This window comes from Streptomyces sp. NBC_00887, from assembly GCF_045207585.1.
Genome location: NZ_CP108788.1, coordinates 2314878 through 2340764, shown reverse-complemented (window position 1 = coordinate 2340764; position 25887 = coordinate 2314878). Strand labels below are relative to the sequence as shown.

General features: G+C 69.1%; 23 protein-coding genes and 1 pseudogene. 12 read left to right on the top strand and 12 right to left on the bottom strand.

The genetic code is table 11. The annotated features are described in order from the left end of the window. Positions 1–105 precede the first annotated feature (105 nt). The 3 genes from OG844_RS10650 (at position 106) to OG844_RS10640 (ending at position 4071) form a co-directional block, all read left to right on the top strand. Positions 106–2280, top strand: coding sequence for a discoidin domain-containing protein (locus OG844_RS10650; protein ID WP_406389648.1), 2175 nt, complete (start codon positions 106–108; stop codon positions 2278–2280). Positions 2281–2524: 244 nt separating this feature from the next. Then, a complete protein-coding gene (locus OG844_RS10645; RefSeq protein ID WP_406389647.1) occupies positions 2525–3154 on the top strand; it encodes a DUF6368 family protein in 630 nt (209 codons plus the stop codon). A 422-nt stretch (positions 3155–3576) separates the two neighbouring features. Then, on the top strand, positions 3577–4071 hold the full coding sequence (locus OG844_RS10640) for an SMI1/KNR4 family protein (RefSeq protein WP_406389646.1): 495 nt from the start codon (positions 3577–3579) through the stop codon (positions 4069–4071). A 133-nt stretch (positions 4072–4204) separates the two neighbouring features. Here the strand turns inward: OG844_RS10640 and OG844_RS10635 are convergent, their stop codons facing one another. Then, positions 4205–4900, bottom strand: coding sequence for a winged helix-turn-helix transcriptional regulator (locus OG844_RS10635; RefSeq protein WP_406389645.1), 696 nt, complete (start codon positions 4898–4900; stop codon positions 4205–4207). Positions 4901–5082: 182 nt separating this feature from the next. On the opposite strand from OG844_RS10635, the gene OG844_RS10630 reads away from it, so the two are divergent. Further along, on the top strand, positions 5083–5913 hold the full coding sequence (locus OG844_RS10630; RefSeq protein ID WP_406389644.1) for a class I SAM-dependent methyltransferase: 831 nt from the start codon (positions 5083–5085) through the stop codon (positions 5911–5913). Positions 5914–6028: 115 nt separating this feature from the next. Here OG844_RS10630 and OG844_RS10625 read toward each other — a convergent pair whose 3' ends face one another. Next, the gene (locus tag OG844_RS10625) at positions 6029–6661 is read right to left on the bottom strand and encodes a TetR/AcrR family transcriptional regulator (RefSeq protein ID WP_406389643.1); all 633 of its coding nucleotides are present in this window, start codon (positions 6659–6661) and stop codon (positions 6029–6031) included. Positions 6662–6723: 62 nt separating this feature from the next. Here OG844_RS10625 and OG844_RS10620 point away from each other — a divergent pair, with 62 nt between their 5' ends. The 3 genes from OG844_RS10620 to OG844_RS10610 all read left to right on the top strand — a co-directional run bounded on the left by OG844_RS10620 (position 6724) and on the right by OG844_RS10610 (position 8338). Next, the gene (locus tag OG844_RS10620; protein ID WP_406389642.1) at positions 6724–7014 is read left to right on the top strand and encodes a hypothetical protein; all 291 of its coding nucleotides are present in this window, start codon (positions 6724–6726) and stop codon (positions 7012–7014) included. Positions 7015–7349: 335 nt separating this feature from the next. Beyond that, complete coding sequence (locus OG844_RS10615; RefSeq protein ID WP_406389641.1) at positions 7350–7643, top strand: hypothetical protein; 294 nt, start codon at positions 7350–7352, stop codon at positions 7641–7643. Positions 7644–7849: 206 nt separating this feature from the next. Next, on the top strand, positions 7850–8338 hold the full coding sequence (locus OG844_RS10610; RefSeq protein ID WP_406389640.1) for a hypothetical protein: 489 nt from the start codon (positions 7850–7852) through the stop codon (positions 8336–8338). A gap of 415 nt (positions 8339–8753) precedes the next feature. Here the strand turns inward: OG844_RS10610 and OG844_RS10605 are convergent, their stop codons facing one another. From OG844_RS10605 to OG844_RS10590, 4 genes are all read right to left on the bottom strand, one after another. Beyond that, positions 8754–9302, bottom strand: a complete 549-nt coding sequence (locus tag OG844_RS10605; protein WP_406389639.1) for a tellurite resistance TerB family protein — start codon at positions 9300–9302, stop codon at positions 8754–8756. A gap of 174 nt (positions 9303–9476) precedes the next feature. Further along, complete coding sequence (locus tag OG844_RS10600) at positions 9477–10058, bottom strand: hypothetical protein (RefSeq protein WP_406389638.1); 582 nt, start codon at positions 10056–10058, stop codon at positions 9477–9479. Then, a complete protein-coding gene (locus OG844_RS10595; RefSeq protein WP_406389637.1) occupies positions 10058–10930 on the bottom strand; it encodes an FAD-dependent oxidoreductase in 873 nt (290 codons plus the stop codon). The genes OG844_RS10600 and OG844_RS10595 overlap by 1 nt, the downstream gene beginning before the upstream one ends. 270 nt (positions 10931–11200) lie before the next feature. Next, on the bottom strand, positions 11201–11815 hold the full coding sequence (locus OG844_RS10590; RefSeq protein WP_406389636.1) for a TetR family transcriptional regulator: 615 nt from the start codon (positions 11813–11815) through the stop codon (positions 11201–11203). A 309-nt stretch (positions 11816–12124) separates the two neighbouring features. Between OG844_RS10590 and OG844_RS10585 the strand changes: the two genes are divergently transcribed. From OG844_RS10585 to OG844_RS10575, 3 genes are all read left to right on the top strand, one after another. Then, entirely contained in the window at positions 12125–13723 is a 1599-nt protein-coding gene (locus OG844_RS10585) for a GMC oxidoreductase (protein ID WP_406389635.1), read from the top strand. Positions 13724–13744: 21 nt separating this feature from the next. Then, on the top strand, positions 13745–15127 hold the full coding sequence (locus OG844_RS10580; RefSeq protein WP_406389634.1) for a lipase family protein: 1383 nt from the start codon (positions 13745–13747) through the stop codon (positions 15125–15127). 603 nt (positions 15128–15730) lie between these two features. After that, a complete protein-coding gene (locus tag OG844_RS10575) occupies positions 15731–15991 on the top strand; it encodes a hypothetical protein (RefSeq protein WP_406389633.1) in 261 nt (86 codons plus the stop codon). Positions 15992–16161: 170 nt separating this feature from the next. Here OG844_RS10575 and OG844_RS10570 read toward each other — a convergent pair whose 3' ends face one another. Further along, positions 16162–18378, bottom strand: a complete 2217-nt coding sequence (locus OG844_RS10570) for an MMPL family transporter (RefSeq protein ID WP_406389632.1) — start codon at positions 18376–18378, stop codon at positions 16162–16164. 440 nt (positions 18379–18818) lie between these two features. Then, positions 18819–19360, bottom strand: a pseudogene (locus tag OG844_RS10565) (GNAT family N-acetyltransferase). A gap of 309 nt (positions 19361–19669) precedes the next feature. Here OG844_RS10565 and OG844_RS10560 point away from each other — a divergent pair. Both OG844_RS10560 and OG844_RS10555 read left to right on the top strand, forming a co-directional pair. Beyond that, complete coding sequence (locus tag OG844_RS10560) at positions 19670–19975, top strand: barstar family protein (RefSeq protein WP_406396075.1); 306 nt, start codon at positions 19670–19672, stop codon at positions 19973–19975. A 235-nt stretch (positions 19976–20210) separates the two neighbouring features. Continuing rightward, positions 20211–21293, top strand: a complete 1083-nt coding sequence (locus OG844_RS10555) for a hypothetical protein (RefSeq protein WP_406389631.1) — start codon at positions 20211–20213, stop codon at positions 21291–21293. A gap of 201 nt (positions 21294–21494) precedes the next feature. Here the strand turns inward: OG844_RS10555 and OG844_RS10550 are convergent, their stop codons facing one another. The 4 genes from OG844_RS10550 to OG844_RS10535 form a co-directional block, all read right to left on the bottom strand. Beyond that, entirely contained in the window at positions 21495–21839 is a 345-nt protein-coding gene (locus tag OG844_RS10550) for a nuclear transport factor 2 family protein (protein WP_406389630.1), read from the bottom strand. Positions 21840–21997: 158 nt separating this feature from the next. Continuing rightward, positions 21998–22546 carry a GNAT family N-acetyltransferase gene (locus tag OG844_RS10545; protein WP_406389629.1) on the bottom strand — a complete coding sequence of 183 codons (549 nt, stop codon included), beginning with the start codon at positions 22544–22546 and terminating at the stop codon, positions 21998–22000. Between the two features lie 273 nt (positions 22547–22819). After that, entirely contained in the window at positions 22820–25177 is a 2358-nt protein-coding gene (locus OG844_RS10540; protein WP_406389628.1) for an ABC transporter permease, read from the bottom strand. After that, entirely contained in the window at positions 25174–25881 is a 708-nt protein-coding gene (locus tag OG844_RS10535; protein WP_406389627.1) for an ABC transporter ATP-binding protein, read from the bottom strand. The genes OG844_RS10540 and OG844_RS10535 overlap by 4 nt, the downstream gene beginning before the upstream one ends. Positions 25882–25887 lie beyond the last annotated feature (6 nt).

Below are 25887 nucleotides of genomic sequence, written 5' to 3'. Positions count from 1 at the left end.
CCGCCCCGTCGAACGGACGGGCAGTACTCCCCACTCTCCGGGTGGCTCAGGGATCTTCGTACGCACGTCCCGCCACCCGGAACCCCCGACCTGTCAGGAGTCGATGTGCCAAAACTCTTCTCACACCCGACGCCGGCACGCCGCCGCGTCGGCGTGCCCCTCGTAGCCCTCGGCGCGCTGATCGCGTCGTCGCTCACCCTCACCGCCTCCCCTCCGGCCCAGGCCGCCGAGACCTTGCTGTCCCAGGGCAGGCCCGCCACGGCCTCGTCCCAGGAGGGCGAGGCGTTCGGGGCGTCCGCAGCGGTGGACGGCAACCTCACCGGGACCCGGTGGGCCAGCCGGTGGAGCGACCCCCAGTGGATCCAGGTCGACCTCGGCAGCAAGCAGGACCTGAGCCGAGTCGTACTCACCTGGGAAGCGGCGCACGCCAAGAACTACGAACTCCAGGCCTCCGACAACGGCACCGACTGGCGCGCCCTCAAGACGGTCACCGGAAGTGACGGCGGCACCGACGACGTAGCCGTCTCCGGTTCCGGCCGCTACGTCCGGATGCTCGGTACCGCTCGCACCGGTGGCTACGGCTACTCGTTGTGGGAGTTCCAGGTCTACGGCAACGGCGACGGTCCGCCGCCCGCCACCGGGGGCGCGGTCGCGGTGACAGGCTCGCAGGGCAACTGGCAGCTCACCGTCGGCGGCAAGCCCTACCAGGTCAAGGGGCTCACCTGGGGGCCGTCCGTCGCTGACGCGGCCCGCTACATGCCCGACCTGAAGTCGATGGGCGTCAACACCATCCGGACCTGGGGCACCGACGGAACCAGCAAGCCCCTGCTCGACGAGGCGGCCGCCAACGGCATCCGGGTCGTCAGCGGCTTCTGGCTCCAGCCCGGTGGCGGTCCCGGAAGCGGCGGCTGCGTCAACTACGTGACCGACACCGCGTACAAGAGCAACTCGCTCACCGAGTTCGCCAAGTGGGTCGAGGCCTACAAGAGCCACCCCGGTGTCCTGATGTGGAACGTCGGCAACGAATCGGTGCTCGGCCTCCAGAACTGCTACAGCGGCACCGAGCTGGAGAACCAGCGCAACGCCTACACCTCGTTCGTCAACGACGTCGCCAAGAAGATCCACTCCATCGACAAGGACCACCCGGTCACCTCCACCGACGCGTGGACGGGCGCCTGGCCCTACTACAAGCGCAACGCCCCCGACCTCGACCTCTACTCGATGAACTCCTACGGCGACATCTGCGGCGTCCGCGGCGCCTGGGAGCAGGGCGGCTACACCAAGCCCTACATCATCACCGAGGGCGGACCGGCCGGCGAGTGGGAGGTCCCGGACGACGCCAACGGCGTTCCCGACGAGCCCACGGACGTACAGAAGGCCGACGGTTACACCAAGGCGTGGGGCTGCGTCACCGGACACCAGGGAGTGGCGCTCGGTGCCACGCTGTTCCACTACGGTCTGGAGCACGACTTCGGCGGCGTCTGGTTCAACCTGGTGCCCGACGGCCTGAAGCGCCTGTCGTACTACGCGGTGAAGAAGGCCTACGCCGGATCGACGAGCGGCGACAACACACCGCCCGTCATCACCAACATGGGCGTCGCCCCGGCATCCGCAGCCCCGGCAGGCAAGGAGTTCACCGTCCGTGCGGACGTACGGGACCCGGATGGCGACCCCGTGACGTACAAGATCTTCCTCAGCGGCAACTACGCCAGCGGCGACAAGCGGCTCGTCGAGGCCCAGTGGCGGTCCACCGGAAACGGCACATTCGCCGTCACCGCGCCGGAGAAGCTCGGCGTGTGGAAGGTGTACATCCAGGCCGAGGACGGTCGCGGCAACGCCGGGATCGACACGAAGTCGGTCAAGGTCGTCGCACCCCCCGTCGACGGCACCAACGTCGCGTTGCACAAGACCACCACCGCCTCCTCCTCCCAGGCTTCCTACGGCGACTGCCCGTGCCCGGCCTCCCTTGCGACGGACGGGAAGACGGAGACACGCTGGGCCAGCGACTGGAGCGACCCCCAGTGGATCCAGGTCGACCTCGGGGCTCCGACCGCGTTCCGCAAGATTCAGCTGGTCTGGGACCCCGCCTACGCCAAGTCCTATGACGTGCAGGTCTCCGACGACGGCACCAACTGGCGCACGATCCACACGACCGCGGCGGGCAACGGGGACATCGACACGATCGACGCCCCCACCACCGCCCGGCACGTGCGTCTCCAGCTGAAGGCACGCGGTACGGCGTGGGGCTACTCGCTGCACGAGTTCGGCGTCTACAGCTGATCACACCGCAGAGCGCCGCCGTATGACCGGTAGGGCCCGACCGTCGCCACCACGGGGCGGCCGGACCCTGCCCTCACGCCTACGCGCTCCACTGCTCGAGACCGATACGAGGTCATCCTGAGAGAGCACCCGGTGATCCGACCGCATGCGTCCGACGGATCGGCGACGCCGCGTTCGGTCTGGCCGGATCGGGTGTGGGAAGAATGCTGAGCGGTCGCGGGGCCGATCGATCTAGGCTCCCAGCATGTCTGGTCCGACGTTGGTGATCGAGTTGGCGGAGCCGCTCTCCGCTGCTGCGCTGCGGGAGTTCCGTACGTTGATGGTGGGGCTCTCCTCCCGCTTCGACGAGAAGCGGCCCGGGTTCTTCGACGTCAACGTGCCTGCAGAGCGGCTCGGCGTCGAGGACGGGAGAATGGAGGACTGGCGAAAGCAGTTCCCGCTTTCACTCCTCGGGAAGACCTCTTCGGACGAGGAGCTCAAGGCCCTCGTCGGATTCAACCCGCAGCGTGAAGACCGGCGTCGGCCTTTCCTGGTCTACCTGATGGGGCCTGGTGTCGGCGACGAGGGCGTCTTCGAGGCTGAGCACGCGGACCAACCCGAGGTGGAGGCCGTCCTCGGCTTCAGGCCGACCCATGCCGTCAATGTCAGCGCATGCTGCAATCGCGACATCGACCACGTGGCCACGGCCCTGCTGACCGCCGCTGTCATGGACGTGATCGGGGGCGTGGCCAACGTCGAGCTGCTGGACGGACAGGAGTTGGTGGTCGCCGGCCTTCCGGGGGTATTGGGGACAGCGCACGACTACATGACGCTGGGAACGGCCGATTTCCTTCGTGCCTGGGTCGGACACCCGGCCTTCCGGCTGGTCAAGTAGCCCAGCTGGATCGGTCCGAACTCGTTGAAGGGGCCGCGTCACCTCCGACCGACCATGTGGGCATTCCGAATGGCTGCCTGATCGAACAGGATGGCGCCGTGGACCTGCTGAACAGTCACGGACGGGTATACAGGAGCGCGACCGCAGGGTGTACCGGCCGCTGTGGCGGGCCGACCTTGAGATGATCCCCGAACGCCGTCCCGGAAGGAACAATTCCGTTCGTTGCCGGATACCGTGCCGAGGACCGGCGGCTTCTCCCACCGGTACGACACCCCACGGCTCGTCCACCTGGGCGCTCGCGGGTCGCTCACGGAGTGCCGTCAGTACGTCAGACTCCTGACGGCAGCGGGGCCGGGCCACCCGGCGCGCTGCCTTCGAGCCGGCCGACGTCCTGCGTGGGGCTGAGTCGTAGGCTGCGTGTCATGGGGCGATTCGATGAGGTCACAGCGACGTTCTGGGCCGACGATGACTACGGCGTCCAGCAGCCTCTGACGGACGAGATGGTGCGAGAAGCTGAGCAGGTGCTCGGCGTGACCCTGCCGTCGGCCCTGCTGGATCTTCTGCGGGTCCAGAACGGCGGCATCGTGGGTGCTGATCAGGATGCGTTCCCCACCGGTCGGCCGACGTCGTGGAGCGAAGACCACGTTCCCTTCGACTACCTCATGGGCATCGGGCGCGGCGACGGGCTGACCTCGTTGCTCGACACCCCGTACCTGGTCGAGGAATGGGGCATGCCGACACCACTTGTGCTGCTCTCCGGCGATGGACACTGCTGGGTCGGGCTCGACTACCGCATCTGCGGGCGGCACGGAGACCCCGCGGTCGCATGGTTCGAGACCGACCTCGGCGCGGAGCTCGTCCTGGCCCGTGACTTCCGTTCGTTCGTCGAGGGCCTCACGGACTCCGACCGCTTTTGATCTCGAGTTCACACGCGAACTCATCGAGCCGGGTCGGGCCGGCTCTTGACGGAACAGGTACCAACGCGGGCCACGGCCCGCGGGTTCAGGAACTCCTGGACAGGTTTCCCCTCGGCGGCACGGCGCCGGATGCCTACTGCGGCCCGACCGGCTGAGCAGGCCGCGGTACAGCAGCGAAGGGCGGCAGGGTGAACCAGTCGGGAACCGCTCGCCGCAGCGTCTCCGGTCCCTGTACCGCCACGGCCCCGGAACGCAGAGCGGCGGGCCATCCCAGATCGCCGCGCCAGATCTCGATCATGTGACGCAGGCTCGCGGAGACGGTGACCGCCACATCGAAGCCCGGATCCACATCGCAGACGTCGGCTTCGGCCGCTGTGATCACCAGCCACCAGTGGCGGGCGTTCGCGGCGACGTCCGAGAACACGAACCGGACCACGGTGCGCCCGGCCGGAACGACACCGTGGTCGATACGCCGGTGCATGTCCCACATCAGCAGCTTGGGATCGAGATCCGCGTCACCGAGCTCACCGATCCACCGAATGCCCCAGACACTCAGTGCCTCGACCACCGGCCGGAGCTCATGTCCCGCCGGGGTCAGGACGTAGCGCACCTGATGGCCCTCGGACCGTCTTTCCACGATTCCTGCGCGCACGAGCTGCTGCAGTCGCTTGGACAACAGCGTGGGCGACATCCGAGGCACACCGCGCCGCAACTCGTTGAAGTGCTCGGTCCCCGTCACCAGTTCGCGCACGATGAGCAGCGTCCAGCGTTCGTCGAGCAGTTCCATCGCTTTGGCGACCGGACAGAACTGGTAGTACGAAGACCCCATAGGTACAGGCTAGGACCCTGGTGGGAGCTCGGCCACCGCCCGGGGACGAAGCTACGGACACCGACGGAGCGGGCTCCGGTACAGATCCCGTACTGGAACAGGCACACGTATCTTCCTAGCCTTGGTCCTACGGAGGCGGTGACGATCCCGGCAAGGCCAGGGGAATCCGGAGGCGAGCTCTCATGACCGAAGCAATCGACGCAGTAGAGGCCGACCGCGCACTCAAGACGAAGCACCGCAAGATGTGGGCACTGGGCGACTACCCGGCCGTGGCCACCCAGCTCATCCCTGACCTCGGACCCGATCTGGTCCGGGCATGCGGCATCCGCAGCGGTCAGCGCGTCCTGGACATCGCGGCCGGGTCGGGCAACGCCGCGATTCCCGCGGCCCTGGCAGGGGCGAGCGTCGTGGCCTGCGACCTCACGCCCGAGCTGTTCGAGGCCGGGCGCAAGCTCGCCGCCGAGCGGGGCGCGGAGGTGGAGTGGCGTGAGGCCGACGCGGAGGCTCTCCCGTTCCCCGACGGAGAGTTCGACACCGTCATGTCATGCGTGGGGATCATGTTCGCCCCGCATCACCAGGTCAGCGCCGACGAGCTGATCCGTGTCTGCCGCCCTCGCGGGACGATCGGCCTGCTCAACTGGACTCCGGAAGGATTCATCGGCCAGATGTTCGCCACGATGAAGCCGTTCGCACCCCCGCCTCCGCCCGGTGCGCAGCCCCCGCCGCTGTGGGGCCGGGCGGAACACGTCCGCGGTCTTCTCGGCGACCGGGTGACCGACGTCGAGGCACATCGGCGGACTGTACGGATCGGCCGTTTCGAAAAGCCGGCGGACTTCCGTGAGTACTTCAAGGCCAACTACGGCCCGACCATTGCCGCCTATCGGAACATCGCTGACGACCCCGGCCGCGTCGCCGCGCTGGACGCCGGTCTGGACGGTCTCGCCGAGAGGGCGGGCGCAGGCGACATGGAGTGGGAGTACCTGGTGGTCACGGCCCGCAGGGGCGACTCCTGACTGTGGCGAGACGAGCACGCACAGGGTGAAGCCGGCACCGTGCAGCCCGTAGGGCCCGGCCGGCCTTGTCTGCTTGTCGCTACGGGCGGTATCGCGGCGGGCCCCGTGGCTGAGCTCAGGCGAGCAGCAGTCGACACCAACCGTCAGCGAGCCAACGCTCGAACCGCTCGGGCGGCCAGTCGCGGTCCTCGACCAGCAGGCAATAGAACTCGGGCGAATTGGTGGCCCAGATGACATCGGCCACTTCCTCCAGATCGAGCCCGCGGCGTAGCTGCCCCGTCGCGGCGAGGTCCTGGGCCAACAGCCGCATGTTCTCCGCACGGCGCCGGGCGATGCCCTGCCAGACCTCCGCAGCCTCCGGCGGCCCCGCACGGGCGACGCGCAGCAGTGGTGCCAGCCGGGCGTGCATCTCTCTGACGGCCCGCGCGTATCGGCGCAGCTTGCGTGCCGCGTCCGGCTCGGCGCGCATCTCGCGTACGTAGGCCCGCTCGGCCGCCGGAACGGTGTCACCGGTGCCCGAGATGGCGGACTCCACCAGCTGCAGGAACAGCGCAGGCTTGCGGCCCGCCACTGTGTAGACGGTGTCGACCGCGACGCCCGCGCGCTCGGCGAGCTGCGCCATCGTGGTTGCTGCGTAACCGCGTTCGGCGAACAGCTGCGTCGCCGCGTCGAGGATCGCCTGCCGGGTCGCCTGCGCTGCCGCCCGCCGACGGCTCGTGTCGTACTGCCTCTTGACCTGTTCGTCCACGCGGTCGATGCTAGTCGTATTCATCCGAAATGGCTTCGGTTGAATATGAGGGATGTGGTCCTGTGACGTACGCGTTCACCTTCGAGGTGCCGATCGACGCCGCCACCTACGCACGCATCAAGGAAGGTCTGGGGCCGGAGAAGCCGCCCGGGCTGGTGGCTCACCTCGTCCAGCGCACAGCCGGTGGGCTGAGGTACACGGATGTCTGGGAGTCGGAGGCCGACTGGAAGTGGTTCGCCGAGGAGCGTCTGCACCCGGTCGTGGACCGGGTGGTCACCGCGGCGCTGGGCTTTCGTCCGCCCGAGCCGTCGGTTCAGCGCCTGGAGATGGTGGACACCTGGATCGGTGCCTGACACCTCGCGGTCGCACCCCGTCACCGGCGCGTTCACCACGCCGGCGAGAGTCAGTTCGGTGGCCGCCCACGCGGTTCTGACCGGGGACCCGAGCACGAGGTAAGAAGCGACCGAGCGCGTTCGCCACCGACGGCTGCAGGACCTAGGGTGCCCACACCGATCGCGTCGGCAGGTCATCAAGAGGGACAGCGAGCTCTCGACGCCAACTTCGTACGCGAGTAGTCGGCATCCGTGAGGCGTTTCAGATATTCACCAGTTGTTGGATTGTCGATACTTTGCGTGATGACAGTGGGTCGTGGCAGAGGCGGCTCGCGGCATCGAAAGGATTGACAGGCATGAAGCGACGTATGGCTACAACCCTGGGGGCGCTCGCGGCCGCCGCAGCGCTGGCCCTCACGGTCCCAAGTTCCGCGTACGCGGCCGAAGGCGTGCTGATCATCAATGGTGGCGAGTACAAGGACCCGTCCGGCTGCTACTCGATCACCTGGTACCCGTCGTCGGTGACCAACCACACCGATGCCATCGCTGAGGTGCACTCCGGCCCCAAGTGCACCGGGCCGGTGGAGGAACTCCTCTATCCGGGCAGGACATACAACTCCGAGACTGCTGGGAGCGTCTTCATCATCTGACGCCCCGATCGGCCACCCGCCTGCTTCGTGGTGCTCGCGCCCACAGTCCGGCGGTGGGTGGTCTGCGCGCCTGGGTGTGGGTGGGGGAGCGAAGAGTGTGCGCGAGGGGCGGGCGGCGGGGAGGCCGCCGGCCCTGAGGGTCTGTCCGGTCCCAACGAGCAGGTCCAGCTCTCCGAGCTGTCAGCGACTCGAACTATCGTGTCGCCATGGCCGTCCCCGAGATCGTTCCGATCGCCCACGAGCCCGACTACCGCACCGAGACGATCGGGCAGTATGCGGGAGGCCAGTTCCTCGCTTCGGTCACCTATGCGTTCCCCCAAAGGATCAGCCTCGGCGAAGGACGGGAGGATCGAAAGCGCCTCTATGCCGTGCTGCACCGGTTCAGTTCTGAGGGACAGCATGTCCACTCGGACATCTGGTGCGCCGGAACCTGGGCCGAGCAGCAACGGCGTCCGCACGGGCAGGATTCCGTCCTGGCCCGAGCGGAGACACGGCTGGCGGAGCTGCTCGACCGCCTTCCCCGACTCGAGTACGGGGACATCGCGATCCGCCCCTTCCATCTGACTGTGGACGGCGTCGTCTTCGGCTTGATCACCGAGCGCCACGAAGAGGGCGAAGGGGAAGACGACTGGGCCGAGCTCCACCCCGACGGCCTCGGGTTTGCCGCTCCCTGGGACGGTCTGTACGACACGTGAGTGGCCGAACCGTCCGCTTGCGTCGAGCTGATGGAGGCGGGCGCCGCCCCATGGCGCGGGCTGGCTCAGATCAGTCGTATCACGCAATCTGAGGCTCACCCGGTCGCCGGAGTGCACTTGCGTCTTTCTCGGAAGGGGCACGGGTGCCGCTCTCACCGCCAGGCTCCGCGCGCGAACGTGTCGTAGGACGCTCAACTCACCGAGGCACTCCGTGCCGGCGTCAAGCCGGTGGCCGCGAGGAGTGCCTCGAGGCTGATGAGACCATCGCCGGTGCCGTCATCCCGCTCGACCAAGAGCGGTGAAATGCGCAACTCGCGCCCGTACCTGGCCCTCGGCGTAGTTCACCCGGCGATGGTCGCCTACTGGTTCAGCCCGAGCAATCGACTTCCGGCCGCGGCGAGGACGCCTGAGCCGCTCAGAGCTGGAACTCGGCGGGAGACAGTCCCAGCGCTGTGCAGGCCTCCCGGATGATCATGTGTTCGGCGTGGGAGAAATCTCCGTCAGCCCCGGCGACAACGATGCCGGTCTGGATCACCGCCCTCGCCTCGGTCGGCTTCTTCGCGGTCTTGGCGATTTCCTGCATCGCCTCGGCCTTGCCCTGCTGGAAGTGGTGAGTCAGCTGGTCCGCATGCTTGTTGAAGCGCTGGCGCAACTGCTCCGGAGGGAAGTTCTGCAGCACTTCATTGCTGAGGATCAACGACTCGACGTGCTGCCGCTCGGCCGGGTCCACACGTCCGTCCGCAGCAGCGACCAGCGCACACATGGCCATGCTCGCGTCCCGGTACGCACCACTCTTCAGCTCGGTCTTGAGGGAGCCGAGCTGCGTCTTCAGCACACTCACCAACTGGGCGCGTGGACCACCGCCGGACCCTCCGCCGCGGCTCGGGCTGTGGGTTGACCCGCGGCCGCCCTGGGCCTGCTGCAGAGTCTTGGCCTGGTCCTTGAGCCGGTCCCACATAGCCATGGACGTCACCTCACTGTTCCGTGCGTCATCGGTCGCGCAGCTGCTCGCGCGTTCACCGGACCAACGGCTGCCGCCAGGCAAAGGTTCCGCAAAATAGCAGCCCGCGCTCTTGCGGGGCAATTCTCGGCAGGGACGCGGGGCTCGCCAAGCACCGTGCCGCTCGATGGGCTGCGTCTATGGCGCCGGACTCGATCGGTTCAGGCCCGCGTAGCGGTGTGCCACTCCGCCGGGAAGCAGGTATTCGACCAGCAGGTTGCCGGCGCGGCGGGACGGCAACCCCATGTCGTGCAGGAGTTCATCCGCGCAGTGGATGTCATAGGGGCCGAAGTCGTAGCCGCCGGAGCCTGGTAGTACCTGCTCCTGCCAGGCCAGGCGGGCGTCGGTGTCCTCCCGCATCCTCTGCTCATCCGGGGCGGTGCGCAGCGTCGCCCGGAAATGGCCGGTCAGCCAGTGCGCGGTGAGTTCCACGCCCATGATGTTGTTGAAGACCTGCCGGAAGCCGACGAACCCCAGCCGGTCGGTGCCGGGTGGCACGATGCCCCGGTAGAGCCGCAGCCGCCCGTCGGCATCGTGCACGCGCACGCTCGGGTCCAGGAACGGGAAGACTCTGTGGTGGCCCGTGGCGAACACGATGACATCCGCCGCCACTTCCTCGCCGGTTGCCAGGCGCAGCCCCTCGTCGGTGTATGCCTCGACGGCGCTGACCTTGGAGGCGATCAGGCCGCGCCGAACGGCCCGTGTGTAGCCGCGTGGCATCACTCCCGCATGGGCCAGATGGAACGGGAGCGCGTGAGTGGGCCGCAGATGCCTCGGCAGCCGGTACAGCCCGGTGGAAAACAGCATGTCGCGGGTGATGAGCCACCACAGAGCACGCTTGACCCGCTGGTCGATGCGGTCGATCGGGGAGACGCAGGCGGGATTGTGATAGCGGGGCAGGAGCGCCTCGCCGAGCCGGGTGAACAGGATCCACTTGTAGCCGACCAGGCCGAGCAGAAGCCGCTCAGGATCATCCAGTTCACCTTGCGCTGCACGATCGTGGCCGAGGCCGCCTCGGGTGCGGCACGGGTGACCAGGTCCACCGCGGACTTGCCGCCGCCCACGACGACCACGCGCCGTCCGGCGAAGGTTCCGGCCCGCACTTCGTTGGAGTGCAGTACGGTCCCACGGAACGACTCACGCCCAGGCAGCTCGGGCAGTTGGGCATGATGATGAGCCCCACTGGCGACGACGACGTAGTCGAATGTCTCGCGATGGAGGTCCGCCGCCTCGTCCCCGGCAGGCCGGGAGTCGACCGACCAGCCGGAGGAGCCCACACGCCCGGAGCCCTCCACCGGCCGGATGGAGATCACCTCGGTGCGGGGCCGGACGCAGTCCAGTACACCGAAAGTCCGGGCGTAGTCCTCCAGGTAGCGTTGCGTGTCCACCGCGCCGGCGAAGTGCAAGCGGTTGGGCAGGTCCGCGAACTCGAAGAGGCGGAGCGCGGACTGGTTCGCCAGCCCGTCGTAGCAGCCCTCCGATGACCAGATCCCGCCGACCTGCTGGTACTTGTCGAAGACCGTGACGTCGAAGCCGTTCTCCAGCAGCACCTTGGCGGTGACGATTCCCCCGGGCCGGCCCCGACCACGCACGCTCGCATCAGCTGTCACTCCCCGTGGGCGATCGCCGTGTCCAGCTCGCCCATCATCCCGGTCGCGGACCTCCATGCCCAGGGCGCCCTTCGATGCCGCAGGATTCAGAAGCCGAACCAGCATGACGACACCCCAGGACTCGATGCGGTCGAAACTGTCTTGGGCGGCGAACAGTCGCCTGGGGGCCCAGCGGTGTGCGCGGCTGAAGCCGGAGAGCTCTTCCGGGTCTTCCTCGTCGGGAGGCCGGGCTTGCGGCACCTGGGGCAGGCGTCAGTAGGGGAGGCCCTCCGAGGCCGCGCGCAGGGCGGCGAGCAGGCACGTGGCGATCTCGCTGCCCGACGCGCCGGGTTCCTCCGCGTACTGGCGGGCGAAGTCCTCCGAAGCCGCTCGGAGCGCGCCGTTGAACGTCGCCGCGTGAACCCGGATCCGGAGGTCGTCGGCGGCGACGCCCGTCCGGTCGGCGAGGAGTTGACCGAGGACGGGCAGGGCGTCGTCGTGGGCCTGGAGCCAGACGGAGCGCAGCGCCGGGTCGGTGGACGTCATACGGATCAGATCGAGGATGACGGGGGTCACGTCAGGCAGTTCGCCGTCACGCAGGGACCGCGTGACGAAGTCCAGCAGGCTCGTGTCCGCCGGCCACTGGCGCAGCTCGTGGATGGCGAACTCGAGCCCTGCGGAGAGCAGCGGCAGCACGCAGCTCTCCTTGGTGGGGAAGTGGCGCCACAGGGTGCGGGAGGAGATACCGACGGCCCGGGCGATCTGCTCGCCCGTCGTGCCGGTGACGCCTTGTGAGGAGAAGAGGCGGACGGCCTCGGCGGCGATCTCGAAGCGAAGAGCAGCCTTGCGTCGTTCGGCGAGCGACGGCCTGACTTCTGCTCGAATCATCTGCTCACGTACCGCTGATGGCGCTTCGTGCACCCTCGCACCCCCGGCTCTCGTCCCGAAACCGCAGCATAGCGAGCCTTTCAGAAGTGGCGCATGCAGACGTCTTGTCACTGAGTGACACCCGGACCTACGCTGCCGTAAGTGACCAGCGAGTAACAGTGCTGATGCATGCCGCGTTTGTCATGCACAGGACGTTTTGAGCTTGTCGGGCGTAGTCGACCGCCAAGGATCGGCAACGCCCGGCAACTTGGTCGGCCACATCGTTCCGACAGCACCCACCTGCCTTTCCCCGCACAAAAGGAGCTGCCCATGCCCACTCCCAGCAGGCGCGCCCTGCTCACCGGCGCTGCCGGACTCGCGGCCGCGAGCGTCCTGTCGCCGTCCTCCGCAGTGGCCGCGCCGGCACGGGTGAGACTCGCCAGGGAGGAGCACAGGGTCGTTGTCATCGGCTCGGGCTTCGGCGGCGGCGTCGCCGCGCTGCGGCTGGCTCGGGCCGGCGTGCCGGTGACCGTACTGGAGCGCGGACGCCGCTGGCCCACGGGGCCGAACGCGGAGACCTTCCCCCGGGTGTCCGGTCTCGACAAGCGGGCGCTCTGGTACGGAACTCTCCCGGCGGCCGCCCGGCCGCTCGCGCAACTGATCGGCGCACCTCTGGACTTCGCGCCCTACGTGGGCCTCCTGGAGCCGGTGCTCGGGCAGAACATCCTGGGCGTCTGCGCGGCCGGGGTCGGCGGCGGCTCCCTCGTCTACCAGGGGATGACGCTGCAGCCTTCCGAGGCGGTCTTCAACACCTGGCTGCCCCAGGAGCTCGACTACCGGCGCATGAACGAGATCCACTACCCGCGGGTCGCGGGCATGCTCCGGGCGGCGACCGCGCCCGACGCACTGGTCGGTTCACCTCACTACTACGCGGCGCGGGTCTTCGCCGAGCGGGTCCGCCGTGCCGGGTACGGCGTGGAGAAGATCCCCATGCCGATCGACTGGGACTACGCCCTGGCCGAGCTGCGGGGTGAGATGCGGCCGTCCTACACGAACGGGGACTGCGCGCTCGGCGTCAACAACGGCGGCAAGCACTCCGTCGACGTGACCTACCTCCGACAGGCCGAGGAGACCGGGAAGGTGACCGTCGAGACCCACCACAAGGTCACCTCCATGGCGCGGTCGGCGGACGGCCGGTGGGAAGTGCATGTCGACCGCACCGACGACGCGGGAACCGTGCTGGAGCAGAAGGTCCTCTCCGCACGAGCCCTCGTCATGGCGGCCGGCAGCCTCAACACCAGCAGACTCCTCGTCCGTGCCGGGGCCACCGGCGCCATCCCCGATCTGCCCGACGGCCTTGGTGAGGGGTGGGGAACCAACGGCGACCGCATCTACGCCTGGACGAACCTCCAGGAGGACTTCGGGGCCGAGCAGGGAGGTCCGGTCGTCTACGGCAGCAAGGAGTGGGACGACCCCGGGACCGCGAACACGATCATCCAGGCGTCGCTCCCGCCGCTCGGTACCGACGCACGGACGACCATGCTCGTCGGCTTCGGGGTGAGTGCGGACCGCGGCCGGTTCCGCTACGACGCCGCCACCGACTCCGTGTCACTGCACTGGCCCTCGGGCGGCGACGCCGCCAGTCACCGCAACATCCATCGGCGCGTCACCAAGGTGTCCAAGGGGCTCGGCGTCCTCACGGACACGAACGCCCTGGTCAACAGCACCTGGCACCCGCTGGGCGGCGCCCCGATGGGCGCGGTCTGCGACCTGGAAGGCCGCGTCCTGGGCCAGCGCGGTCTCTACGTCCTCGACGGCGCCCTGATCCCCGGTACGACCGGCGCCTGCAACCCGTCCATGACCATCGCCGCCGTGGCCGAACGGGCCATGGACGCGATCACCGAGCACGACATCGACACGATCATCTGACCGATGAACGAGGAGCACACCATGAGCCGCAAGAGAACCCGTTCCCGTTCCACCCTCACCCCCGCCCGTAGCAACAAGGCCGGACCAGGCCTCCTGGCCGGCGTTGTCGCCGCCGGCACCATCTGCGCCGGCCTGTCCGCGGTACCGGCCTCCGCCGCCGTACCGGAACCCGTCGTCTCCCGCGGCGTCACCATCCCCGCCTTCTACACCCCGCCGACCGAACTCCCCTCTGCCAACGGTGCGTTGATCCGCACCGAAGCCATGCCGCTCGGGCTGAGCATCCCCGGCCTGGACGGCCGCGCGATGCCGGGCACCGCAACCCGCCTGATGTACAAGTCCACCGACTCGGCCGGACTGCCCGTCGCCGTGACCGGTGCGTACATCGAACCCTCGGCCGCATGGAAGGGAACCGGCCCACGCCCCCTGGTCGCGGTGGCCTCGGGCACCATGGGCCAGGGCGACCAGTGCGCGCCGTCCTTCGCCCTGCAGAACCCGCTCACCCTCAACGGCGACACCGTCTCCGTGGGCTACGAGGCCCTGGCGATCTACCGTCTCCTTTCCACCGGGGCGGCAGTCGTCGTCACGGACTACGTCGGCCTCGGCGCCACCGACCGCCTGCACACCTACGTCAACCGCCTCGACCAGGCCCACGCCCTGCTCGACGCAGCCCGCGCAGCCCGCGCCGTACCCGGCGCATCGATCACCCCGGCCTCCAGGACCGGCCTGTACGGCTACAGCCAGGGCGGCGGTGCCGGCGCCGCCGCCGCGGAACTCCAACCCTCCTACGCGCCCGACGTCCCGCTCGCCGGAACCTACGCCGGTGCACCCCCGGCGGATCTGACCTCGGTCATGAAGGGCATCGACGGCAGTGCGCTCGCCGGTGCGCTGGCCTGGTCGATCAGCGGCTTCGCCCAGGCCGACCCCGACCTGCGCGCGGTCGTCGAGGCGAACATCAGTGCCACCGGCAAGGCTGCTCTGGCGGACGCGTCGACCATGTGCGTCGGTGACGCGCTGTTCGGGTACGGCTTCACCAAGAGCAGCAAGTGGACCACCAGCGGCAAGTCGATGGGGGACATCATCGCCGCGGAACCCCGCGCGAAGGCGGCCCTGGACAAGCAGCGCATCGGGACGCTGAAGCCGTCCGGGCCGGTACGTCTGGCCACCGGCACCCAGGACGACATCGTTCCCCACTCCCAGGTCCGGCAGCTCGCCCTCGACTGGTGCAACAAGGGCGCCACCGTCACCTACGACGCCATCGTCCTGCCGAACCTGGGCGACAAGATCCTCACCAACCATCTCGTACCGCTCATCACCGACCAGGGTGACGCGATCTCCTGGCTGACCGACCGCCTCGCCGGCAAGGCTGCCACCTCCAACTGCTGGACGATGCCCATTCAGCCCTGACCCCTCCAGCACCGGCCACCGCGTCCACCGGAGCGTCGCTCCGGTGGACGCGCGTATGCGCTGAGTCCGGCGTACAGACAGACCCGACTGCCTTTCAGGGGGCCGCTCCTGGCCGTGCAGGAGCCGGCAGGGACGCCGCATGGTCGGCTCGCGTCAGCGGGTGCCGAGCAGGGCGCGCCATCGCGTCAGCGGCAGGAGACGTCCACCGCGGCGGGTCCAGTTCATCGAGTGTGCGGTCCAGGTGCAGCAGATGGTCCAGGGCGCCCATTCCACCAGAAACAGACACGGGACCTTCGACTCAGGTCACGGGCGTGAAGGCCGAGGTCCGCGGTTGATCAGCCCAGCTTCCCCGAACTGCCCGCCCCGGTCGGCGACCGGCTCGCTGGTGGAGAAGCGAGCCGACATCTGCCGAGCTCCCGGATGGATGGAATTTTCGCGTCTCTCCGCGATGTGATCCCTGATCACCCGCATGATCTCAGGATGCCGCTCGTGTCGGGTCCTCCGCCGACGGCACCATCATCGAGCCGTGCCCCCACAAGCCCTCGGCCCGAGCCGACCCGAACCGACGGCCGCACAGCCGTCCTCACCATTCAGGAGCAGCCCGTGATCACCGAGCAAGAAGCCCGCGACGCCATCCGGCACGCCCTCGGCGGCGTCGCCAGCATCGACATCCAGACCTTCCCCGCAGGGAACCTGTCGATCACCATCACCAAGGGCGAACACGCGGCGACGATCGACGGTCACACGGAAAGCGGCTGGGGCTGGAGCATCGACCCCGTCGAGGACGACGGATTCTCCGGCCACGAGAACACTGCCGACACGCTCGAGGAAGCTCTCGTGAGCATCCACGCCGCCCTCATCTGAAACGACACGCGCAGGCAGGGCGTGGCCACCAGTCCACCGCACATGTGCGGGGACCACACCCTGCCGGCCAGGTCTCCTTCGATACGCGCCGTGGCGAGACCGCGAGACCGCGAGGCCGATGCGCCGTCCCATGTGTGCCACGACGGGGCGGAACCAATCGGGTGATCATGTCAGGTCGCAGCACCAGGCAGCGGTTGAGTCACAGGCCCGTCTGCCAGGGGTTCCTCGTCGGCCGCCGGTCGGGCCGGCCACCAGGAGCGGTTGCCGAGCAGCGCCAGCGCGGACGGTAGGACCAGCACACGCAGCACCACCGCGTCGAACAGGACCGCGACCGTGAGGCCGACCGCGATCTGCTTCATCTCGATCCGGTCGATGAAGAGGAAGCTGAGGAAGACCGAGACCATGATGACGGCCGCGCTGGTGACCACACTCGCCGATCCCGCAATGCCGTCGACCACTGCCTGCCGGGTGGGCACCCCCTTGCGTACCGCCTCCCGGATCCTGCTCACCACGAAGATCTGGTAGTCGGTGGAGAGCCCCACCAGGATCGCGAGGACCATGAGCGGCGTCCGCGATCCGACGAAGCCGAGCGATTCGAACCCGAGCGCGCCCTCTGCCCATGTCCCTTGGAAGACCAGGGTCAGTACACCCCAGGAGACCGTCACCGTAGCCAGATTGAGCGCCACGCCCAGGACCGCGAGGACAACGGATCGGAACGCGGCGAACATGATGGCGAGGGTGGTCAGCGACACGAAGGCGATCACCCAGGGCAGCCGGCCCTCCTGGTGCGCCGCGTAGTCCACCCCGCCGGCGATCTCCCCGGAGACCGCGACTTCCCCACCCGTTGCCGCCCCGCTCACGGTGTCCGGTATCAGCTCAGTACGCAGCCGCTCCAAGGAGCGCGTCGCCTCTGCCGAGTTCTGGGCGTACGGAACGGGAACCTTCAGCATGGCCGTACGCCCGTCCTCGGCCACGGTCAGCTCCGGCACCCGGTCCTGAGCGAAGAGACCGTCGCGCCTGGTCCGGTCGGCCAGTGCCCGCAGCAGGGCTGCAGGGTCGTCGGCCCGCACCACGACGAGGTGCGAGGGCCCTTGCGACGGGTACGCGGCCGTCAGCCGGTCGTACGTGGACACCGCCACCAGACTGTCGGGGAAGGTCTCCTTGCCCTCAGTGCCGAGCTTCATGTTCAGCGCCGGCAGGGCGAGCGCGGCTGTCGCGGCGGTGCCGAGGAGCAAAGCGGCGAGTGGGCGGCGCACCACCGGTCCAAGGAGGGCGGTCCAAGCCTTGTTTCCGCTCCCGCCCTCACCGCTGCTCCCGTTCCGGTCCCCGTCCGGCCTGCGACGGGTCCGCCGCCCGTCCATCCGGTGCCCGAGCATGGCGAGCAGCGCCGGAAGTACGGTCAGAGAGCCGGCCACCGCGACCAGAGTCACCAGGATCGCGCCGGTGGCGATGGACGAGAAGATCACGTCGTCCACCAGGTAGAGACCACCGAGCGCGAGCACGACTGCCAGCCCGGAGTCCACGACTGCCCGCCCCGAGGTGGCCGCGGCAACCTCGACAGCAGCCACATGACTGAGCCCTCCGCCCGCACGCTCGCGCTCCTCGCGGGCCCGCTTGAGGTAGAAGAGCGAGTAGTCGACGCCCACGGCCATGCCCAGCATGAAGATCACGCTGATCGCCGCGCCACCCGCGTCCGGGAACACCCAGGACGCCAGACCGTAGAGACCGACGGCTCCCGCGAAAGCGGTCAGCGCGAGCACGACCGGGATCCCGGCCGCGAGCACCGCGCCGAAGACGACGAACAGGATGAGGAAGGTGACGGGCAGGCTGATGGCTTCGGTCCGTTGGAGGTCCTGGCCCATCTTGTCGTTGACCGCGGTCGATATCGAAGCGCTGCCGGTCTGCTCGATCCGCAGATCCTTGTGCGCCCCCTGTACCGCCTCCGTCTGTTCGAGGAGACCCTCGACGTCGTCCTTCGCGGTCTCCTTGTCCCCGCGGAGGGTGACGGCCACCCGCAGCGCGGCACCATTGCCGGCCCGCACGGGATCGGCGACCCGGACGACGGACGGCAGTGAGGCCATCCGTCGCCGTATCTCACCCGCTGCGGCGCGGGCAGCGGATTCGTCGAGACGGCCGCCCTCGTCCGGAGCCGTGATGAGCACCTGCTCCTCCGGAGCGGGCGTGAGACCACCGCGCGCGGCCATCGCCTCGGCCCGCCCTGCCTCACCGACCCAGAAGTCCTCGAACGTTCCCTTGTTGGTACCCACGGCCATGCCCGCACCGAGGCACAGGGCCACGAAGAGCAGCCACCCCACGATCGCCCGCCAGGGATGCGTGGCGAACCACCTGGCTGTCCGGACCGTGATCGGTTGATGCTCGCTACGCACGCGGTTCCCTTCCCAGGAACAGTGACTTCTTGCTTGATCACCTTCCTCGGCCCGGGCCGCGAGTGCACTGGTGCACGCAACCGGCTCATCCTGTGGTTAGCCCCACCCCTGGTGCCGTTCCGGACGGCTCGAGCCGGTGGAAATGCCGGTTTCGACCAGTTCGCTGTAGCGGTCGGCCTGTTGAGGCCCGGACGTGGGGCTGAGTTCGAAGCGTTGGTGTTGTCAGGCGCCGGTGAGGGCGTGGGACCTGTCCATGAGGCGCTCGGTCGTCACGGTGTCGGGCGAGATCGGGGCACGCTGCTCGAAGCGACCGGGCGTGCCCCAAACAGAGGGGTGCCTGCCAGTCATCGCGCCGGGCGGCTTCGACGACGTCGTGCGCGGAGGTTTCGACGGAGTCGAAGATGGCGGGCCGCTGCGGGGCACCGCTCTCGTCGCCCGTCTCAACGAGTGGCTGCGGCGTACCTCTCCGTCGTCAGCTCGAAGACCCGTACTCGTCGCCCGCAACTTGGATCGACAGTCTCATGGAAGGGGCGCATCCCCAGTTTGGCCATGATCCGTTCGGACGCATCGTTGCCCACCTGGGCGATGCTGACGATCCGCTTCAGTGCGCAGTCCTCGAACCCGAACTGAACCGCTGCCGCAGCGGCCTCGGTGGCCAGACCCCGTCCCCAGTGTGCCCGCCCCAGCCGCCAGCCGACCTCGACCGCCGGCAGCACCTCCGGCAGGAAGTCGGAACCGAGAGGCCGGTGAACCCGGCCAGCTCGTGCGTGAAGCGGATCTCCACGGCGAACAGGCCGAAGCCCCGTACCTCCCACCCGCGCTCCATGGCTTCGATCCCGCTGCGGGTCTGTCGTTCGTCACGGACGCTGCCGTCACCGATCCACCGCATGACCTCGGGGTCAGCGTTGACGGCGGCGAGGGGGACAACATCCTCCTCCCGCCGGCGACGCAGGAGCAGGCGGGGAGTCTCAAGCATGACCATCCGAGCATTCTGGACCAGCCCGAGCGCTGCTCCACCACCCTCACCGGATGCTTTCGACACAAGGCCCAGCCGTCCTGACGGCAACTGGAATTCCTCACTGCCGGCACCGGCTCCGACGGCGTCGGAAGCTCTGGACCACTGGGGGATGGCAGTGCACATTGCGCCCTGGGTCCATGTCGTCGCGGAGCAAGGCTCCCTGCCCGTCGATTTGCTGCTCCCCGTGACTGGAAGGACGTTCGTGGCGCGGCTTGACGGCCGGGAGATGCGTGACACGGACTCCGTCTTCCAGGTGTTCTCCGACGGACGCGGCTGCCGGACTACTTCGGGTGGAACTGGGATGCCCTCTCCGACTGTCTGCGCGACCTGAATTGGCTGCCCGCGGACCACTACGTACTGATCATCGAGGCCGCGGACGAGGCACTGTCGGACGATGCCGCCGGGCGGCGGTTGCTCTTCAGGACCTTGCTGCGAGCAGGACAGCGATGGTCCTCGACACAGAGGCCCCAGGGTATTGATCTCAGCAGGCTCGTAGTGGTCATGTCCTGTGATCCAGCATCCGTTTCGGTCCTGCAGGCACAACTGCGCATGTGCTGGGACGGGCCGGTCTCGTCATAGCGGCGCGGTGAACACGCCCGCCCAGGTCCGGTCAACGGGCACTCTCCCGGGTACGGACAGCCCATGGCGTAACGGACAGGACAAGCACCAGCTGCCTTCCGTCGCTGATCCTGACGAGCGGCGTTTACCCGATGCGACCGAGCAGAATCTGAATGCGCCGGCAAAGGGGCGGTCCGGGAAATACCGAGGTCCTGGCCCGATGACGCAGGCCATGCCTGGGGCCTAGGGTGTGTCGGTGATCTTCAAGAGGAAGCAGAAGGGCGCGCGACTTGCCGCCGCCGTGTCCGAGCTCGAGGATGCGGTCGCCGCTCGCGATGGCGACCGCACCGGTCGTGCGTTCACTGCCGTGTTGCGCGACGTGCAGTCGGCTTCGGATGCTGAACTGATGCCGGCGGGGCCCCGATTGGCGGCACTGCTCCCAGCGTTCCCACCCACAGGACCGCGGCCGACGCTGGCGATGGCGGCCGGCTTCTGCGTAGAGCGCGCGGCCGACCCGGCAGTCTGCGCGGAGCCGATCCTCAGTAGCGTTCACAAGGACCTGCTCGACGCCCTGGAGTTCGCCCGCCGCTGGACCGCAGACGGGGACGAGGACGACCTGCCGGAGCCGGACGAGAAGATCATCGACGACGCCCTACTGGCACGCCTGGGCGGCGACGCGGACGAAGCCACGCGGCTGGCGCTGGCCTGGTGCTCGGCCGAAGAGTGGCAGCCACCCGCGCTGGCCGTGCTGTGCCGCAGCGTTGACGTGCGTCGTCGGTACGCATCCGCGATCCTCCCCGCCTGCCGCGACTTGGAGGCCCTGCAGCGGCACGATCTCAAGTGCCTGTCCTACGCGCTGGCGGTTCTGGACGACGAGCTCCTGCTTGTGCTGCACGGGCCGACCAGGACGGGTTTTGAGGTGCGCGTCGGCGGCATCGGGGACAACTTCCAGTTGCACACGCTGCTCGCCCATGTCCTTGTGGGCGGTGGCCATGTACCCGGCACCAGGCCTTCGGCGGAGAGCGTACGTCTGGCCACGGACCCCGAGCCCGCCCGGGGCCGCACCGAGGCCGTTGCGACCGGGACCTTCGAATTCCTCGCCCCGGACGGAGCGCGAATCTGGAACGAAGGGCTGCCCGACGACATCCCCGTGGTGGAGGGACGCCGCCTGCTCGTGCTCGACGAGCCGATGTACGAGCGCAGTTGGAACGCCGACCGGTTCTTCCCACATCTCCCGGGCACGGCTGTACTGACCCGCGTCCTGACCGCGGATGAGACCCGGACCTGGTTCGCCCGTACCTCGGCCGGTTCCAGCTCGCAGGAACTCGAGAGGAAATGATGAGCAGGGCGTGATGCCCCGCCTGCGCCTGCGCCTGCGCCTGCGCCTGCGCCTGCGCCTGCTCGCGTGCGAAGCCAGGTTCGGGGCCAAGCGGGCAGAGACTCACCACAGGCACATCAGGACCGGGCACGTGCGCCTGGCGGCGCGCAGGACGAACTCCTGCCGTCGGCTACGTATCCGCTGCGAGGGTGTGGCGACCTCTCAGGCTTGGCCCGTTTCGAACCGGCTGATGCTGCCGTCGGTCGTCACATCGAACCGCCAGGCGGTGCGCATCTCGCCCCAGGTGTCGTTCCGATAGTCGACGATCAGGCCGCGACCGCCGTCGGACTCGGACGCGACCGCCATGTGGCCGCCGGAAGAGAAGATCTCTCTGTCCGCCCATTCAGTGAGATTGCGGTCCGAGCCGTCGTCGGACATGGTCGCGCCGGGGGCGAGGAGCGCCTTGAAGGCATCGTGGTCCCCGGCGTTGACGGCAGAGACGAAGGCGCGGACTGCGGGGTCGGTCAGCTGGGCCGGGTCGATCACGGGAGCCTCCAGGTCGTGCACGTACGGTGCGTGGGTGACCAGGGAACACCGTGGACAGGGCCGGGGCTCCGACCCTCACTCATTCGAGTCTTCACTGCGTGTCACCGCATCACGGGACACCGGCCGTCTTCTATGGAGGCCGGCGTTCCTGACTCCCTGGGGCACATCGTGCGCCCCGTTCAACCGGACGGTGTGACTGAGGGCCACACGCCGAACCACTGCTCGGCGCCGTACTCCTCGAACCTCTCCACCTCGGTGAAGCCCAACTTGGCCGCGAGGCGCATCGAGCGGCCGTTGGCGGTCTGGGTGCAGAGCACCACCGGCTCGCCGGGTAGGGCGTCGGCTAACCAGGCGAGTGCCGCCGTACACGCCTCGGCGGCGTACCCGTGTCCCCAGGCTTCCGGCAGGAATGTGTAACCGAGCTCGGCATCCCCTCCGTCCTGGCGGACGTGCCCCGGACGTTCTGCGTCGCGCCGATCGAGCGTGACCATGCCGATCATCGCTCCGTCGAGATCGATCACGAATAGGCCGTGGCGCCGCCCGGGTACCTCCGGCACCGCGCGTTCGAGCTCATCGCGCGGTCGAGGGCCACCGAGGTAGGTGTGTGCCTCCTGCGAAGCGAACAGTTCGATGAACGCCGCACGGTCTCGGGCCTCGGACTCGCGGAGCACGAGCCGTTCGGTCCGTATCGGGGCAGGAGGCCAGGCGACGGGGCCGAGTCCAGTCATGGCGGGCAACCTATCGCACAGTCGTGAGGGTGAGGCGCGCGCGTGCTCGGGGGACCCCTGCTCGGTGGGTGACCGGGAACGGACACACGGGGTCGGGCGGGCGCGGTGGTACCCCGATCTGCCAGACCGGTGCTCGACCAGGCAGCCGTCGATCACCTCCGCGGCCGAGTCGTCGACGCGCACCGGCCGCTCCGCATCGCTGCGGCCCGACCCCCACCGCTGGTTGTGGTGGGGGGCGTGGCCCAGGAGCTTCCGACCGGATCGCCCACGGGACTATTCGGTGCGCAGGGCCGTGGCGGTCCGGGCCCCCGCGGCCCAGCCGGCAGGCAGGAGGGCGCCCAGCGCGGCAATGAGCAGGCCGCCGAGCGTGAGCGGGAGCAGTTCGGCCATGTGGTAGACGGCGATGACCGAGTCGGGGAGGCGGAGCCCCGCGCCGTCGCCCATCGCGGGGAGGACCCAGCGGTGCAGGGCCACGCCGAGCGGCACGCCCAGAGCGCCGGCGACAAGTCCCGTCAGGGCGACCGAGGTGAGGACCATCGCGATGGTCTGCCGGGGGGTCATGCCGAGCGCCTTGTGGACACCGATCTCCCGGACGCGTTCGCGGGTGTCGAGCAGCACGCCGTTCAGCACACCGAGTGCCGCGACGGCGACGAGCATCGACGTGAGGATCGCGGACAGCGCGTTGAGCGTGACGACCATGTCGCTGCCGGCGCCGAGTCCTCCGGCTCGCGCACTGACTCCCAGCGATGCCAGGTCCTTGTTCAGCGCGTCGACGTAGCCGGTGACGTCGGTGCTCGGCGTGACCGCGATGTGATGGCTCGTCTCCGTCAGGTCGGGATGCGCGGCCGCGAGGGTCGCGGCGTCGGTGAAGACCTGCATGCCGTCGTTACGGGGGTCAAGGACCTCACCGACGATCCGGACCGTGACCGGCTCGTCCAGGCCGCCGATGCCGTTCAGGGTGGCGTCCTCACCGATCCGGACGCCGGAGGAGGCCAGGAACTGGGTGGGTACCACGGCCTCTCCGGGCTTGTCGATCCAGCGGCCCGAGACCATCGTGTAGCCGCCCCAGGAGGCGTCGCCGGTGAAGGCGATCACGTCGATGGTGCCGGTCACACCTGACATGGTCGCCCGCACCGTCGCCGCGCTGTAGTACTTACCGGTTCCGGCGCCGGACTCGATGGCCGCGGAGACTGCGGCGGGATCGGCCCTGTGCTGCTTCTCGAGGCCGGGGCTCCGGGGGCCGAACTCCGTCAGGGGCGCTGCCACGGTGACATCGGCGACGTCGTGGGCCTTCGCCTTCATCACCTCGCCGAGCGAGGCGCCCATCCCCACGGTGAAGGTGACGGCGACGGTGCCGAACAGGACCGCCAGGCCCATGGCCAGCGCGCGAGCGGGCCGCGCGAACGGTCGGGCCAGACCCAGGGCGACCGGCTGCGGCAGCGGCAGCCGTCCGGCCATGTGTGCCGCCCACCGGCCGCGCCCCGTCGACGCGGCATGCCCGACGGCGAGCGCGTCGACCGTGCGCAGCCGGCCGGCCCTCCAGGCACTCGCCCACGCGGTCGCCCCCACGAGGCCGAGAATCCCGGCGATCACGGTCAGGTCGACCCAGGGGGCGATGGCCGGCGAGGAGACACCGTAGACCTCCCCGGTCTCGGCCAGTACGGGGACGGCGAGCAGGTGGCCGGCGAGGACGCCGAGTGCCGTGCCGGCCGCGGCAGGGGTCAGCGCCTGGGCCACGTAGGCCCGCACGACCTGGGCCGGGGTGAAGCCGAGGGCCTTGAGGATGCCGATGCGGCGCGTTCCGGTGCCCACGGCCGATGCGACGACATTGCCCACCGTGAGCACCGACATGACCAGGCCCAGAGCACCGAACGCGATGAGGAACGGGACGTAGAGGGCGGTGTCGCGCTCGGCGGCCTTCTTGACGGTGAGCCAGGACTGCCGGCCGACGGCCGCTCCCGGAGGGAGGTCTTCCGCCACGGCCGTGCCGCCTGCGGTGATCTGCGCCGCGGTGCCGGCTTCGGTGAAGCGGTAGAGCATCTGGTAGCCGCCGCTGCCGGGCGAGGTGAGTGCCGGCATCTGGGCCGGGACCACCCAGGCGTCGGCGGTCTGCGTGATCGAGCGGGCCAGACCGACCACCGTCAGGGTCGGGTCTCCCGGCAGAGCGGGGAAGGCAACCTTCATGCCCATGGTCGGGATGAGCGCGGCTCCGGCGGACAGGACGATCTCGCCGGGGCGGGTGGGCCACCGCCCGTCGAGCAGCGTCACCTCGTCCACATCCCGGCCGGGATCGCCCCGGCCCACCACGGTCATCGGCCACCCGGGGCCGGACCGACCCGCCCGCGGGGTGACCGTCGCCGTACGGAACGGCCCCGCTGCGCCGCTCACCCCTTCGGCGTCCTTGGACTTCGACAGCGGCCCGCTACTCACCTTGGCGGCGTCGTACTGGACGGAAAGGTGCGCGCCGTGCTGCCGGGCGAAGGCATCGTCGAAGGGCGCGCCGGACACCGCCAGGAGCGACCCGCCGAGGATGGACGCGGCCACCGCGATCAACGTGGCCAGCCCGATCACCAGCGTCTGCACCCGGCGTCGTCCCACCCCCGAGCGCACCACCTTGCCGAGCGCGCTCATCGGACGATCTCCCGCGCGACGGCGCGCGATCGGACGTCCTCGGTGACCCGGCCGTCGGCGATGCGGACCGTACGGTTGGTGCAGGATCGGGCCAAGGCGGAGTCGTGGGTGACCACGAGAATGGTCTGGCCGTCGGCATTGAGCTCCGTGAGCAGCCTGCTGACGTCCTGTCCGGTGGCCGTGTCCAGAGCCCCGGTCGGCTCGTCGGCCAGGAGCAGCGGCGGCCGGTTCATCAGCGCCCTGGCCACCGCGACGCGCTGGCGCTCGCCGCCGGACAGCCGCCCCGGGTAGGCGCGGGAGTGCCGGTCGATGCCCAGGATTTCCAGGAGTTCCGCCGCCCGGCGATCCGCCTCCCTACGCGCCGTGCCCGCGAGCCGCGCGGGCAGCACGACGTTGTCAGTGACGGTCAGATCGTCGAGCAGGTTGAAGAACTGGAAGACCATGCCGACCTTCGACCGCCGGTAGAGCGCCGATCCGGCCTCGCCCAGCCGGTCCACCCGCACGGAGTCCACGGTGACGGTCCCCGTATCAGGCCGGTCGAGACCCGCGATCAGATTGAGGAGCGTGGACTTGCCGCTGCCGGAAGGCCCGAGGATCGCGACGGCCTCGCCCGGCTGCACGGTCAGCGACACGTCGTGCAGAGCGGGGGGACCGTCGTCGTAGCGGCGGCTCACCTCGCGTAGTTCGATCACCGGCGTGGTCATTCAGGG

What these genes read in the sequence shown, in the direction of transcription:
- OG844_RS10580 (WP_406389634.1), top strand. Translation starts at nt 13,745, where the DNA reads ATGAGCCGCAAGAGAACCCGTTCCCGTTCCACCCTCACCCCCGCCCGT.
- OG844_RS10635 (WP_406389645.1), bottom strand. Translation starts at nt 4,900, where the DNA reads ATGGGGTCTTCGTACTACCAGTTCTGTCCGGTCGCCAAAGCGATGGAA.
- OG844_RS10545 (WP_406389629.1), bottom strand. Translation starts at nt 22,546, where the DNA reads ATGACTGGACTCGGCCCCGTCGCCTGGCCTCCTGCCCCGATACGGACC.
- OG844_RS10645 (WP_406389647.1), top strand. Translation starts at nt 2,525, where the DNA reads ATGTCTGGTCCGACGTTGGTGATCGAGTTGGCGGAGCCGCTCTCCGCT.
- OG844_RS10540 (WP_406389628.1), bottom strand. Translation starts at nt 25,177, where the DNA reads ATGAGCGCGCTCGGCAAGGTGGTGCGCTCGGGGGTGGGACGACGCCGG.
- OG844_RS10590 (WP_406389636.1), bottom strand. Translation starts at nt 11,815, where the DNA reads ATGATTCGAGCAGAAGTCAGGCCGTCGCTCGCCGAACGACGCAAGGCT.
- OG844_RS10630 (WP_406389644.1), top strand. Translation starts at nt 5,083, where the DNA reads ATGACCGAAGCAATCGACGCAGTAGAGGCCGACCGCGCACTCAAGACG.
- OG844_RS10600 (WP_406389638.1), bottom strand. Translation starts at nt 10,058, where the DNA reads ATGCCACGCGGCTACACACGGGCCGTTCGGCGCGGCCTGATCGCCTCC.
- OG844_RS10585 (WP_406389635.1), top strand. Translation starts at nt 12,125, where the DNA reads ATGCCCACTCCCAGCAGGCGCGCCCTGCTCACCGGCGCTGCCGGACTC.
- OG844_RS10605 (WP_406389639.1), bottom strand. Translation starts at nt 9,302, where the DNA reads ATGGCTATGTGGGACCGGCTCAAGGACCAGGCCAAGACTCTGCAGCAG.
- OG844_RS10610 (WP_406389640.1), top strand. Translation starts at nt 7,850, where the DNA reads ATGGCCGTCCCCGAGATCGTTCCGATCGCCCACGAGCCCGACTACCGC.
- OG844_RS10615 (WP_406389641.1), top strand. Translation starts at nt 7,350, where the DNA reads ATGAAGCGACGTATGGCTACAACCCTGGGGGCGCTCGCGGCCGCCGCA.
- OG844_RS10535 (WP_406389627.1), bottom strand. Translation starts at nt 25,881, where the DNA reads ATGACCACGCCGGTGATCGAACTACGCGAGGTGAGCCGCCGCTACGAC.
- OG844_RS10640 (WP_406389646.1), top strand. Translation starts at nt 3,577, where the DNA reads ATGGGGCGATTCGATGAGGTCACAGCGACGTTCTGGGCCGACGATGAC.